The following is a 12,606-nucleotide window of genomic DNA, read 5'->3' on the forward strand; positions in this document are numbered from 1 at the left end:
TCACTCCCTTCCGGAACCGATCGTGGTCAGTTCGGGGTCCGCGCGGCGCGCGGCTTCGTGCTCACGCGCCGCGCGGATGGTCTGGTCGAGCAGGGTGGCGATGGTCATCGGCCCTACCCCGCCTGGAACGGGAGTGAGGTAGGACGCGCGCCGTGCTGCCGCCTCGTACTCCACGTCGCCTGTGTTGTCGGCGTATCCGGCGTCCACGACGACGGCGCCTTGCTTGATCCAGTCCCCCCGGATGAGTCCGGGCCGCCCGACGGCGGCGACCAGCACGTCGGCCCGCGCCACGTGCTCGGCGAGCTCGGTCGTGCGGGAGTGGCAGTAGGTGACGGTCGCGTCGCGACCGAGCAGCAGCATGCCGACGGGCCTGCCGAGGATGGCACTGCGGCCAACCACCACGGCGTGCTTGCCCGCGAGCGGGATGTCGTAGGCATCCAGCAGCGCCATGATCCCGCCGGGTGTCGCCGAGTTGAATCCTGCTTCGCCGAACGACATGGTGGCGAAGGAGGTGCGGGTGACGCCGTCCACATCCTTGGCCGGGTCGATGGCCTCGAAGGCGGCGCGCTCGTCGAGGTGGCCTGGTACCGGGTGCTGCAACAGGATGCCGTCCACCTCGGGATCGGTCGACAGCTCCCGCAGGTGACCCACCAGTGTGGCGGTGGTGATGTCACTGCCGAGCCGCACCTGCCGCGAGCGCATACCGACCTTCGCGCAGCGGTTCGCCTTCATCCGCACGTAGGTGTGAGAGGCCGGGTCGTCGCCCACCAGCACGGTCGCCAGCATCGGCGCCCGGTCGAACGACCCGACGAAGTCGGTGACCTCGCGGCGGACCCGGTCGAGGATGGTGGCGGCCACGGCTCGCCCGTCGAGAACTTGTGCGTTCACTGCCGACTCCTAGAACACCACGGTCGTGTTGCCGTCACGGATGACCCGGTCCTCGCAGTGCCATGCCACGGCGCGCGAGAGCACGAGTCGCTCGACGTCGGCGCCCTTGCGCTGCAGTTCGCGTACCGACTCGTCGTGCGAGACACGGATCACGTCCTGCTCGATGATCGGTCCCTCGTCGAGGTCCTCGGTCACGTAGTGCGCTGTCGCGCCGACGAGCTTCACGCCACGCTCCTTGGCCCGCTGGTAAGGACTCGCGCCCATGAACGCGGGCAGGAACGAATGGTGGATGTTGATGACGGGAACGCCGACCTCCTCCAGGAAGTCGCCGGAGAGGATCTGCATGTAGCGGGCGAGCACGACCAGGTCCACATTGCCCTTGAGCAGGTTGAGCTGTTCCTTCTCGGCGGCGGCCTTGTTGCCCTTCTCCACGGGTACGTGGAAGAACGGGATACCGAACCCGCGCACGTCGTCGCTGAGGTCGGAGTGGTTCGACACCACCATCGGGATGTCGATGCCGAGCTCCCCATCGCGTTGCCGCCACAACAGGTCGAGCAGGCAGTGGTCGGCTTTGGACACAAAGATCGCGACCCGTTTCCTGCGTTTCGCCTCGACCAGCCGGAACTGCAGCCCCAGTTCCTCACCCAGCTTGGCCTCCAGTGCCTCGTTGAGGCTTTCCAGCTTCGCAGAAAGGTCCGGCAGGTGGAAAACCGACCGCTGGAAGAACCTGCCACCGGAAGGATCACTCGAGGACTGGTCGAGCGAGACGATGTTCGCACCGTGCTCGGTGAGGATTCCCGAAACACTGGCGACGATCCCGGGCCGGTCCGCACCCTGCACGATCAACCGACCGTAGTCGGCGTCGTCACGCTGCTTCATGAACGATCCTCCTTTCCGGACAACGAAGCCAACAACTGCTGCCGCCACCGCTCGGTCCCGCGCAGTTCATTGAACGTGAAGATGTGCAGTCCGCGGATGTTGCCACCCGACTTCGGCGCCGACGCGGCGAGCCGCTTGGCGAGCCTGGTGGGGTTGTAGCCGCCCGGCAGCAGGAACCGCCACAACAGGTTCTGCTGCTTGCGCAGGAAGCGCGCCGACTGCCCCAGCCCGATCCCCGCGGAGATCCGGACGAGCTTCTGCCGGTTCACCGGGCCGGGAATGCCTACGTGGACGGGAAGGTCGATGCCCGCAGCCGCGATGCGCCCCGCCCAGGAGGCGGTTGTGTTGGCGTCGAAACAGATCTGGGTCAGGATGCGGGTCGCCATCGGTGCCTTCTGCTTCAGCGCGAGCTCGATCGACTCGTCCGGGATGATCGAGTGCCCTTCGGGGTAGCCGCCGATACCGACCTGTTCGAACGGGTGCCGCACGGCCTCCATCGCCTGTAGCAGCGAGTGGGCGTCCGGGTACGGCCCTGCCGGTTCCGGCGCATCACCACCGACCACGAACACCGACCGCGTACCCGCCGAACGCAACCGGTCGACCACCTCCGCGACGTGGCTCTCGCCGGTGAACTGCCGCGCGGGCAGGTGAGGTGCCACCTGGTAGCCGTGCCGCAGCAACTTCTCGGTGAGTCGCAGCGTCGTGTCGATTCCCTTTGCCTCGGTGACGGTCACGGTCAGCGGAACGTCGGTCGGCACGTGCGAGAGCACGGCCTGCTCGGTGTTCTTGAACGGCATCACTTCGTAGCTGATGTTGCGCACCAGTTCGGCGAGCTGCGAACGCCGGCCGCGCGGGCCGGCAACCTCCTGCTGGGTGGTCATGGTTTCCTCGTCTGTTCGCGCGGGCCTCGATGCTTCACGTGGCGGGCACCGCGGGCACCGCCCTGTCTTCAGTAGACCCGAAGGGCACGGTGCTTTTCGTGCGGCATCGGGGCTGAGTTGACCGCGACAAATGACCGATAACGCAGCGGCAACCTCGCCGGACGGGGAAGCAGGGCATCGTCATGGCGACTCCACGGAGCGCGTGACTCTCCCGGCTTCGGCGACGGCGTGGAAGGAGCCGGTGACGATCACCGGCAGGTCCGGTTGCGATATCGCCACCGCGCGGCGCAGCGCATCCGGTAACGAGGGCGCCACGATCACGCGCACGCCCTCGTGCACGGCGGCCGCGGCAACCTGGGCGGCGGGTGCGGGCACGGTTGGCCCCGCGTGCTGCCCCCCGGTCCGGAACTGGGCCGCCACCACGGCACTCGCGTTGCGGGCGAGCGCAGCGACGCCCGCGAGCAGGTCCTTGCCCTGCTTGCAGGCCAGCACCCACACCGGGGCACGACCAGGCCACCGCCGCTCGACGGTATCGGCCAGCGAGGCGAGCTTCATCGCGTTGTGCGCACCGTCGAGGATTACCGGGTGGCCGTGCCAGTGGCGGCGCTCCCACCTGCCGGGCAGGCGGGCCTCGCGCAGCGCCTGTTCGGTTCGCCGCTGCTCCAGCCGCCAGCCGTCCCTCGCGGCGAGGTGGCGCACCGCGCGCACGGCGAGCCCGGCGTTGGTCCTCTGGTGCTCACCGGGCATCGCGAGTTGGAGCCCGGCGGGCAGGCACGCCGCCAGTTCTGCTGAGGCGAGCTGTTCCAGTCGGCAGTCGCGCAGCGCCGCCTGCGTGTCGAGGGTGGCAGCCACCTCGGGAGCGCCACGCGACGCGAAGGCCGTGCCTGCACGCGGCAGGATGCCCGCCTTCTGCCTGGCGATCTCGGGCAGCGTGTCGCCAAGCACCGCCGTGTGATCGAGCCCGATGGCGGTGATGACGGCCAGCTTGTCCGACCGGGTCACCGTGTTCGTCGCGTCGTGCGACCCGCCGAGCCCGGTCTCGATCACCGCGTAGTCCACGGCACGCTCGCTGAACAGTCGAAACGCCGCCACGGTCGCGGCCTCGAACATCGTGACCTGGCCCAGCGGGCCCTGGCTGACGACGCGCTCCTGCTCGCGGACGGCGTCGAGCGCCGCCGCGACGGCGTGGGCCGGCGCGGGCCGACCGTCGAGCAGAAACCGCTCCAGCAGCGTGTGCGCGTGCGGGGAAAGGTAGGTGCCGACCCGGTGGCCGTGCGCGCGCAGCAGCGCCGTGATGAACGTCGAGACCGAGCCCTTGCCCGCGGTTCCGGCGACGTGCACGGTGCGCATCGAGTCCTGCGGGCTGCCGAGCATGCTGAGCAGCATCGTCGCCCTGCGGCGGCCCACCCCCGCGGTCATCACCGTGCCGCTCGACGAAGGCAGCTCGGTGAGCAGGTAGCTGGCCACGTCGTCGAGGTCGGCGATGGGCGCACGCGCTGCGCGCCGCGTGGTCTCCGTGGCCGTCATCGCCCCTCCGGCGGTTCGGGAAAGAGGTGGGGATTTCGCCCTGCGGCTACGCTATGTTCTTGTCAGCTCGCCCCGGCACGGCCTGATGACCGCCGTGGAATGGACACTCGGCCGGATCGGCTACGTCAAACGACGTATCACAGACAGGGCAGCGGGACGTCACGATCGCCGCCGCGCGCTCCTACTGTCCTCGGTAACGGCCGAGGACTGCAGAGGAGATGCCGGGGATGAGTTCATTGCTGGTGGTCAGCGCCCACGCGGGTGACTTCGTGTGGCGGGCGGCAGGAGCTATCGCGCTGGCGACGGCTCGTGGTGACCGTGCCAAGGTGCTGTGCCTTACCTACGGCGAGCGTGGCGAATCGGCGAAGGCATGGCGTGAAGGCAAGCAACTGGAGGAGATCAAGCAGCTCCGCCGTGCCGAGGCCAGCAACGCCGCCGAGGTGCTCGGCGCCGAGATCGAGTTCCTCGACGCGGGCGACTACCCGCTACTGGAGACGCCTGAGCTGATCGACCGGATCGTGCGGGTGTACCGCGAGGTCGAACCGTCGGTGGTGCTGACACACCCACTGGCCGATCCGTACAACCAGGACCATCCCGCGGCGGCGCGCATGGCTTTGCAGGCTCGGGTGCTCGCGCAGGCCGTCGGCTACGACGCGCCGGGCGAGCCGCTCGGGGCACCGCCGGTGTTCTTCTTCGAGCCGCACCAGCCCGAGCAGTGCGACTTCAAGCCGGATGTGCTGCTGGACATCACGCCGGTGTTCGACGCCAAGCGCAAGGCGATGGAATGCCTGCCCGCACAGCAGCACATGTGGGACTACTACACCGACCTCGCCAAGCGCCGCGGCGTGCAACTCAAGCGCAACGCCGGCCCGAACCTCGGGCTGCCGCACAACACCATGGGCGAGGCCTACATGCGGCTGTATCCACAGGTGACCGAGGTGCTCGCATGAGAAACGTCGTCGTCACCGACCCGCCGAAGGCGGATCTGGACAAGGTCACGAAACTTGCCGAGTACGGCGTGGCGACGGTGCACGAGGGTTTGGGACGCACCGGTTTCCTCGGCACCGGGTTGCGCCCCACCCACCTCGGCTCCCGCATCGGCGGCACCGCCGTCACCGTGCTCTCCTGGCCGGGCGACAACCTGATGATCCACGCGGCTGTGGAACAGTGCGGCCCCGGCGATGTGCTGGTGGTGACCACGACCTCGCCGTGCAGCGACGGCATGTTCGGTGAGCTGTTCGCCACCGCGCTGCAACTTCGCGGCGTGCGTGGACTGGTCACCACCGCCGGCGTTCGCGATGTCGCCGAGCTGCACGCGATGGGCTTCCCGGTGTGGTCTGGGGCAGTCAGTGCACAAGGGACTGTGAAGGCCACGGCGGGCTCGGTCAACGTGCCCATAACGGTCGGCGGCCAGCTCGTGCGCCCTGGCGACGCGATTCTTGCCGACGACGACGGCGCGATGGTCGTTCCCCGGCAGGACGTCGACCGCGCGCTCACCTCGGCGCAGGCACGCATCGACAAGGAAGAAGCCACCCGGCAGGCGTTCCGGGATGGACAGCTCGGCCTGGACCGCTACGGCTTGCGCGCCAAGCTGAGCGAACTCGGTGTCGAGTACATGACCGCCGAGGAGTACGGGAGCTGACCCAACTGGCGACACCGCACCTGCTTACCCACGACCATCTTGCTCTGCTGTCCCGGCGACGGCGCCGATCGAGAACAGGAATGAAATGAAAGCGAAGAATCTGCAGGAAGTACTGGACCAGGCGGGCAACACCGTGGAGCTGCTGCGCAACTCGCAGCTCGGTGCCTACATCTACCCCGTGGTCCCCTCGGAGTTCACGAACTGGCGCCGCGAGGTCAAGGCCTGGACGAAGACGGCGGTGCTGTTCGACCAGACGCACCACATGGTGAACCTGTTCATCTCCGGACCGGACGCACTGCGGCTCATCTCTGACACCGGAATCAACAGTGTCGAGAAGTTCGAAGTGGACAGTGCGAAGCAGTTCGTCCCGGTCTCGCCGGAGGGTGGAGTCATCGGAGACGGAATCCTGTTCCGGCTGGCGAAGGAGGAGTTCGTCTTCGTCGGCCGCGCGCCAGTGGCGAACTACCTGACCTTCCGCGCCGAGACGGGTGGTTACAACGTCGATGTCCGCCGCGACGAGCGCTCTCCCTCGCGGCCCTACGGCAAGCCGGTGACACGCGACGTGTGGCGGTTCCAGATCCAGGGCCCCAACGCGTGGCAGGTCATCGAGAAGGTCAACGGCGGCCCGGTCGAGAAGGTTCGCTTCTTCCGCATGGGATACATGAACATCGCGGGCGAGCGCGTTCGCACCCTGCGGCACGGCATGGCGGGTGCGCCCGGCCTGGAGATCTGGGGTCCTTACGAGAGCTACTTCAAGGTTCGCGACGCGATCCTGGAGGCCGGCCGCGAGTTTGGCATCGAGCCCGCCGGTGCCAGGGCATATTCGTGCAACACCCTTGAGTCCGGCTGGATCCCCTCTCCGCTTCCGGCCATCTACTCCAGTGAGGAGCTGCGCCCGTACCGCGAGTGGCTTGCCGCGGAAAGCTACGAGGCGAACAACGCGCTGGCGGGCAGCTTCGTCTCCGAAAAGATCGAGGACTACTACCTCAATCCGTGGGAACTCGGCTACGGCTCGTTCGTGAAGTTCGACCACGACTTCATCGGGCGAGATGCGCTGCGGGCCATCGACCCGGACAAGCAGCGTCGCAAGGTGACGTTGGCGTGGAACGCCGAAGACGTTGCCAAGCTGCTCTCCTCGCCGGTTGACCCGGATGGCCCCGGCTACCAGTTCTTCGACCTGCCCAACGCCAACTACGGTTCGTCCAACTTCGACTCCGTGCTCGACGCCGACGGGAATCTGATCGGGTTGTCGCTGTTCACCGGCTACAGCGCCAACGAGCGCGCGGCGCTGTCGCTGGCGACGGTGAACCCGGACGTGCCGCTCGGTGCAGAGGTGCGGGTGACGTGGGGCGAGCCCGACGGCGGCAGCCGCAAGACGACAGTGGAGCCGCACGAGCAGCTCGCCGTGCGTGCCATCGTCAGCCCCGCGCCGTACTCGGTGATGGCACGGGAAAGCTACCGGCCGGGCTGGCGCACCACCACGGCCTGACGGTTTCGGTGCCCTTCGTGGGTGGCGATCGACGCGCCCAGCTCGGTCGCCACCCGCGGGCCTACTACTGCGCGAGGATCTGCTCTCGCAGGATGTCGGCGTGCCCGCAGTGCTGGGCGAGTTCGCGAAGCACGTGCAGGTAGACCCAGCGAAGCGGTAACGGGCCGCGCCGGTTACCGTGCACCAGGTCGTCCAGCTCCAGCGCCGCCGTCGCACGCCGCGAGGCCTCACACGCCTGGAGATGCGCACGCTGCACGACCGCGATGGTGTCCTGCTCTTCGAGGACGAACGACTCGTCCGGTGTCGCGGGAATTCCGATCTCGGCGCGCGACCGGCAGGTGATGGCCTCGTCGAACCAGACCTTCTCCACGAAGGTCGCGTGCTTGACAAGCCCGAGCAGTGTTGTCCGTGACGGCACCAACGAGCGGCGAGCCTGTTCCTCCGTCAGCCCTGCGAGGCAGCCGTTGAGCAGCTCGCGATGCTCGTCGAGGAAGGCCTCGAACTGAGCGCGGATGGGCAGGCCGGTCATTACTTCCCGCAACGTCCCCGGGTCACCTGGCATGTGCGAATCATGCCAGACGACGCCGCGACCGGTTCACCACACGAGCAACTCGTGGCGCAGATTGCCGGTCGCCGCGATGGTGGCGAGCACGGCCGCGAGGCTGGGCAGCCAGCGCTGTCTCGGGTCGGGCTGGACCCGCCAGCGCGCGAGCGCGTTGGGGTTGTGCTCGTCGGGCAGCGGCACCGTGGACCCGGCGGGAAGCACCTGTACGCCCTCCGGAAGTGGCGCTTCGGCCACCGCGAAGTCGTCGGTCTCGACGAGTAGCACGGTGACCATCTCCCGCCGCGTCGGCAGGGTCAGTGCCGGACCGTCGCAGCCCTGCCTGGCGAGGCTCGCCAGCACGGCATCCGAGATCCGCCTCGGCACCACCACGGCGCCCACACCCGAACCGGTCACGAGCCGCAGCCCGCCACGGTCCCACTGCACCGGCCAGCCGAACGTGCCCCGGTAGTCCACCCGAGGCTGCTGCGGGGCCGTACCCACCTCCTGGCTCATGGCGTTCCTCTCTCCTGCGGCACCTCGTCGTCCACAACGATGGCATGCTAGTGGCACTGAGTGCCATTAGCAATGGTGCGCCTGCTACGTTTGTGAATATGGGCGCCGAAACACCGACAGCACCGCGCCAGCGAGCGGGCCGCACCGTTGCGGGCCGTCGCAGGCTGCGGCGGGCGCTGACCAGGGCCGCGATCGACCTGTTCCTCGAGCGAGGCTACGACGCCACGACCGTCGACGACATCGCGGCGGCGGCGGGCGTGGGACGGCGGACCTTCTTCCGGTACTTCCGGTCGAAGGAGGACGCCATCTTCCCCAACCACGACGAACTCCTGATCGACATCGAGCGCAAACTCGCCGACACCGACGAGCGGCGTGACCCGCTCCACGCGGTGTGCGAGGCGGTGCGGCTGGTACTCGACTTCTACCTGGACGACCCGGAGGTCTCACTGAAGCGCTACGCGCTCACCCGCACGGTGATGTCGTTGCGCGACAAGGAGGTCGCCAGTGTCGACCGCTACCAGCGGGTCTTCACCCGGTACCTGCGGGCCCGCTTCCACGCGGCGGGCGACCCGCTCGCGGAGATGCGGGCACCGATCGCAGGCGCGGCCGTGGCCGCGGCACACAACCACGTGCTGCGGCAGTGGCTGCGCGGCGACGGCGCCGTGGACGCCCACGCCCTCGCCGACAAGGCGTTCGCCATGGTCATCGACGCGTACTCCCCCTGCCCACGCGCCGATGGCGGGGCAGCCGAGAACGGCGAGGACACGGTGGTCGCCATCCTGCGCACCTCGACGCCTCCGGCCGAGGTCGCGCGGCTGATCGATGCCTCGCTGCGCCAACAAAGCGATCAAGGCGACCCGCTTTAACGGCACGCCGTGCCGTTAAAGCGGCTGCTCCTGAGACGCCGTCGTCCGATCGCGTTCCACGGTTGTCACACCCACGGAGCCGGGCGAGCGCAGCCACCGGATGAGCGCGGTGAACATCAGTCCCGCGGTGAGCGCGCCACCCGCGACCCGCGCCCAGTGACCTGCGACGAACTCACGCGCGGTGGCGCGCAGGAACTCCGCCGAGTGCTTACCGGCTGGGTCCACGAACATGATCTCGTTGCGCGGCCAGAACCAGACCATGGAGAACAGCAACTCGAAGCAGAGGTAGGCGACCGCCGCACCGATGACGTACCAGCGGATGGTCCTTCTTCGCCGGGTCAACAGCACCGTGACCGTTCCGGTAAGGATGATGAGAAACCCTAGTGGTGGAAAGAAGTCCGACGGACTGCCCTCGACCATGAACTCCCGCGCCCGCACCAGCGATCGCGGCGGGTCGTGGAAGATGTTCGGGTAGAGCAGGAAGGTCTCACCCAGGATGGCTCCGAACGAGATCGTCGTGGCCACGGTGAGCCCGATCAGCAGCGCAGTGACGAGTTTCCGCATGACCGAAACGCTATGCCGCCTCGCCTCGCCCGCCATCCCGCAGCAATCGTCGCCGATGTCGCAGTCCGGCGAACCAACCGTGCCCCGACCATCGACGCACGACGACTATCCCAACGCCCTCGGTTGCCGTGCGAGTCGTTCGGTCGCCCAACCGGTTCCTCCGGGACTCACCAATCCGCTCTCGTAGGCGATCACGACGAGCTGGGACCGGTCGCGCGCGTTCAGCTTGGAAAGCCGCCGGGAAACGTAGGTGCGAGTGGTCGCGGGCGACAGGAACAGTGCCTTCGCGATCTCCTGGTTGGACAGTCCGCTCGCGACCTGCTTGAGGACTTCCTTCTCCCGCTCGGTCAGCTCACGCAGCCGATCAGCGGAAAGCGAAGGCCGTGGCGCTTCGGCCAGTGACCGCAGCACCGTCCGCGTGACGGTCGGCGACGGCAGCGAGCCGCCCCCGGCGACCACGCGAACCGCCTTCCTGAGCTCATCCGGCGATACGTCCTTGAGCAGGTATCCCGACGCGCCTCGGGTGTGTCGGGTTCAGCCAGACTCCCCGGCCGGTGCTCACACTCGCTGTGGCGGGCACCGTTCACGGGGTCGTGCTCGTCGCGCAGTCGTTGACGCTCGGATCGCCTCCCGGCGCCGTCGATGGTGGCATGGCGGCCGTGGTGGCCCTGTTCGAGATCGCGCGTTCCGCACTGCTCGGCATGCTCGCCGGACTGGCGGCCATGGGGTTGCAGCTTGCAGGCGGAGGCCGCCGTTGAGCGTGCGGATCGGTGGAGTGCACAGCTCACCGATTGTTGACGGCTGACTGGTCAACTGTCTATGTTGGCTCGGCACCGAACCAAGATCACGTAGGAGCATGATGTCCGCATTCAGCCGTCGCCGCCTGCTCTCCGGTGCCGCCGCCACCGCCGGGCTGGCCGCGATGCCGATCTCGGCCTCGGCCTCCACCCGGGTTCCGGTGACCCGCGAGGAACACCGCGTGGTCATCGTCGGCTCGGGATTCGGGGGCGGCGTCACGGCACTGCGGTTCGCGCAGGCAGGGGTTCCTTCGCTGGTCCTCGAACGCGGAATCCGGTGGCCGACCGGACCAAACGCCGAGACGTTCCCGCGCGTGACCACATCTGCGGACAAGCGGATGTTCTGGCTGGGGTCGGGCCCTTCGCTGTTCGGGATCTCCGTGCCGCCCTTCGAGCGCTACACCGGGTTGCTTGAACGCGTTCCCGGCCACGGGATGGACATCATGTGCGCCGCTGGCGTTGGCGGCGGCTCGCTGGTGTACCAGGGCATGACCCTGCAACCCAGCCAGGAGGTGTTCAACGCCAACCTGCCCGAGCGGCTCGACTACTCACGCATGGACAGCGTGTACTACCCCAGAGTCGCGCGCATGCTGCGGTTGGAGACCGCGCCCGACGAGTTGGTCAACAGCAAGACCTACCTGCCTTCGCGCATCTTCGCCCGCAACGTCGAGCGCGCAGGATATGCGCTGGAGAAGGTCCCGATGCCGATCGACTGGACCTACGCGCTGCGCGAACTGGAGGGCGACATGAAGCCCTCCTACACCAACGGGGACTCTGCTTTCGGGGTCAACAACGGCGGAAAGCACTCTGTCGACGTCACCTACGTGGCGGCTGCCGAGGCCACCGGGCTCGCGCGGGTCGCGACACTGCACAACGTCACCGATGTCGCGATGGCGCGAGACGGTCGCTGGCAGGTGTTCGTGGATCGCATCAGCACCGACGGGACCGTGCTCGAAAAGAAGATCATCACGGCGAAGGCGCTGGTGATGGCGGCGGGCGCCGCCAACACCACCAAGCTGCTGATGCGGGCAGGAGCCAAGGGTGCGATCCCCGACCTACCCGACGGCCTTGGCACCAACTGGGGCTCCAACGGCGACCGCATCTACTTCTGGACGAATCTGGCCGACGACTTCGGAACACCCCAGGGTGGGCCGGTTGTGTACTGCAGCAAGGAATGGGACGACCCCGGCACGGCCAACACGATCATCCAGGCCTCGATCCCGCCGCTGCCCAATATCCGCTCCACGATGCTGGTCGGCTACGGCGTCAGCGAGGGCCGAGGCCACTTCGTGTACGACTCGGTACGTGACGACGCCGTGCTGCGATGGCCCTTCGACGGCGACGGTGTGCTGTACCAGCGCATTCAGCAACGGGCCTCGGACATCGTCGGCCCGGGGTCCACGCTGCTCGACACCACCGCCGTGTACCCCTCCACCTGGCATCCGCTTGGCGGCGCCTCGATGGGCACGGTGTGCGACCTCGCGGGCCGGGTGCTCGGACACCGCGGCCTCTACGTGCTCGACGGCGCGTTGCTGCCGGGCAACGCCGCCGCATGCAACCCGTCGATGACGATCGCCGCCGTGGCCGAGCGGGCAACCGACGAACTGATCGCCGAGGACGCGGGCGTAGTGTTCTGACGGTGAGCGTGCCCGCGCACCGCTAGCCGTGATGTCCACGTAGGAGCGAAGCGACGACCCCACCGTCCACCAGCAGATCGGCGCCGGTAATGAACGTGGCTCGCTGGCCGAGCAGGAACTCGGCCGCGTCGGCATGCGTGTCCGGCCGCGAACCGATCCCGCGCGAGTGAATCGGGTCGCCGTTCGATCCCACGGCCCTGCCGGGTATTCAGAACGGCACAACGTCGTCCACTGCCGCTGTCCATCCACATTGGTCATGGTCACGTTCACGCGTTCCTGGCTGACTCTCGGCTCACCGGCCAGCAGCCTCGTCGAAGGTCCGTCAGTGGAACGGGCGGCGCGGTCGGGATCCGAGGACCCGTGACGGTAGCGAAGCGAT

General features: G+C 68.0%; 15 protein-coding genes. 6 read left to right on the top strand and 9 right to left on the bottom strand.

From position 1 onward, the window contains the following. The 4 genes from FHU38_RS16190 to FHU38_RS16205 all read right to left on the bottom strand — a co-directional run bounded on the left by FHU38_RS16190 (position 1) and on the right by FHU38_RS16205 (position 4,175). Complete coding sequence (locus tag FHU38_RS16190; RefSeq protein WP_167172326.1) at positions 1 to 888, bottom strand: bifunctional 5,10-methylenetetrahydrofolate dehydrogenase/5,10-methenyltetrahydrofolate cyclohydrolase; 888 nt, start codon at positions 886 to 888, stop codon at positions 1 to 3. 9 nt (positions 889 to 897) lie between these two features. Further along, a complete protein-coding gene (gene purU, locus FHU38_RS16195) occupies positions 898 to 1,767 on the bottom strand; it encodes a formyltetrahydrofolate deformylase (protein ID WP_167172328.1) in 870 nt (289 codons plus the stop codon). Beyond that, positions 1,764 to 2,648, bottom strand: coding sequence for a methylenetetrahydrofolate reductase (locus tag FHU38_RS16200; RefSeq protein WP_167172330.1), 885 nt, complete (start codon positions 2,646 to 2,648; stop codon positions 1,764 to 1,766). Before FHU38_RS16200 ends, purU begins: the two co-directional genes overlap by 4 nt. A gap of 180 nt (positions 2,649 to 2,828) precedes the next feature. Beyond that, the gene (locus FHU38_RS16205) at positions 2,829 to 4,175 is read right to left on the bottom strand and encodes a bifunctional folylpolyglutamate synthase/dihydrofolate synthase (RefSeq protein ID WP_167172332.1); all 1,347 of its coding nucleotides are present in this window, start codon (positions 4,173 to 4,175) and stop codon (positions 2,829 to 2,831) included. A 227-nt stretch (positions 4,176 to 4,402) separates the two neighbouring features. Between FHU38_RS16205 and FHU38_RS16210 the strand changes: the two genes are divergently transcribed. From FHU38_RS16210 to ligM, 3 genes are all read left to right on the top strand, one after another. Then, on the top strand, positions 4,403 to 5,125 hold the full coding sequence (locus FHU38_RS16210) for a PIG-L deacetylase family protein (protein WP_167172334.1): 723 nt from the start codon (positions 4,403 to 4,405) through the stop codon (positions 5,123 to 5,125). Next, positions 5,122 to 5,817: a 4-carboxy-4-hydroxy-2-oxoadipate aldolase/oxaloacetate decarboxylase gene (locus FHU38_RS16215; RefSeq protein WP_167172337.1), complete on the top strand. Its 696-nt coding sequence runs from the start codon at positions 5,122 to 5,124 to the stop codon at positions 5,815 to 5,817. Before FHU38_RS16210 ends, FHU38_RS16215 begins: the two co-directional genes overlap by 4 nt. A gap of 85 nt (positions 5,818 to 5,902) precedes the next feature. Further along, positions 5,903 to 7,306, top strand: a complete 1,404-nt coding sequence (ligM, locus tag FHU38_RS16220; protein WP_167172339.1) for a vanillate/3-O-methylgallate O-demethylase — start codon at positions 5,903 to 5,905, stop codon at positions 7,304 to 7,306. Positions 7,307 to 7,370: 64 nt separating this feature from the next. Here ligM and FHU38_RS16225 read toward each other — a convergent pair whose 3' ends face one another. Beyond that, entirely contained in the window at positions 7,371 to 7,868 is a 498-nt protein-coding gene (locus FHU38_RS16225; RefSeq protein WP_167172341.1) for a DinB family protein, read from the bottom strand. Between the two features lie 33 nt (positions 7,869 to 7,901). After that, positions 7,902 to 8,363, bottom strand: coding sequence for a hypothetical protein (locus FHU38_RS16230; RefSeq protein WP_167172343.1), 462 nt, complete (start codon positions 8,361 to 8,363; stop codon positions 7,902 to 7,904). Positions 8,364 to 8,461: 98 nt separating this feature from the next. Here FHU38_RS16230 and FHU38_RS16235 point away from each other — a divergent pair, with 98 nt between their 5' ends. Beyond that, positions 8,462 to 9,229 carry a TetR family transcriptional regulator gene (locus FHU38_RS16235; protein WP_167172345.1) on the top strand — a complete coding sequence of 256 codons (768 nt, stop codon included), beginning with the start codon at positions 8,462 to 8,464 and terminating at the stop codon, positions 9,227 to 9,229. Between the two features lie 15 nt (positions 9,230 to 9,244). On the opposite strand, the gene FHU38_RS16240 is transcribed toward FHU38_RS16235, so the two are convergent. Next, on the bottom strand, positions 9,245 to 9,793 hold the full coding sequence (locus tag FHU38_RS16240; RefSeq protein WP_167172347.1) for a DUF1772 domain-containing protein: 549 nt from the start codon (positions 9,791 to 9,793) through the stop codon (positions 9,245 to 9,247). Positions 9,794 to 9,898: 105 nt separating this feature from the next. Continuing rightward, the gene (locus FHU38_RS27440; RefSeq protein WP_313886797.1) at positions 9,899 to 10,252 is read right to left on the bottom strand and encodes a response regulator transcription factor; all 354 of its coding nucleotides are present in this window, start codon (positions 10,250 to 10,252) and stop codon (positions 9,899 to 9,901) included. 95 nt (positions 10,253 to 10,347) lie between these two features. On the opposite strand from FHU38_RS27440, the gene FHU38_RS16250 reads away from it, so the two are divergent. Beyond that, positions 10,348 to 10,551, top strand: a complete 204-nt coding sequence (locus FHU38_RS16250) for a hypothetical protein (protein WP_167172349.1) — start codon at positions 10,348 to 10,350, stop codon at positions 10,549 to 10,551. Positions 10,552 to 10,652: 101 nt separating this feature from the next. Further along, on the top strand, positions 10,653 to 12,227 hold the full coding sequence (locus FHU38_RS16255) for a GMC oxidoreductase (RefSeq protein ID WP_167176157.1): 1,575 nt from the start codon (positions 10,653 to 10,655) through the stop codon (positions 12,225 to 12,227). A gap of 22 nt (positions 12,228 to 12,249) precedes the next feature. On the opposite strand, the gene FHU38_RS16260 is transcribed toward FHU38_RS16255, so the two are convergent. Beyond that, positions 12,250 to 12,420, bottom strand: a complete 171-nt coding sequence (locus FHU38_RS16260; RefSeq protein ID WP_208415704.1) for a hypothetical protein — start codon at positions 12,418 to 12,420, stop codon at positions 12,250 to 12,252. Positions 12,421 to 12,606: the final 186 nt, after the last annotated feature.

It is taken from the genome of Saccharomonospora amisosensis (assembly GCF_011761185.1).
Lineage (GTDB): Bacteria > Actinomycetota > Actinomycetes > Mycobacteriales > Pseudonocardiaceae > Saccharomonospora_A > Saccharomonospora_A amisosensis.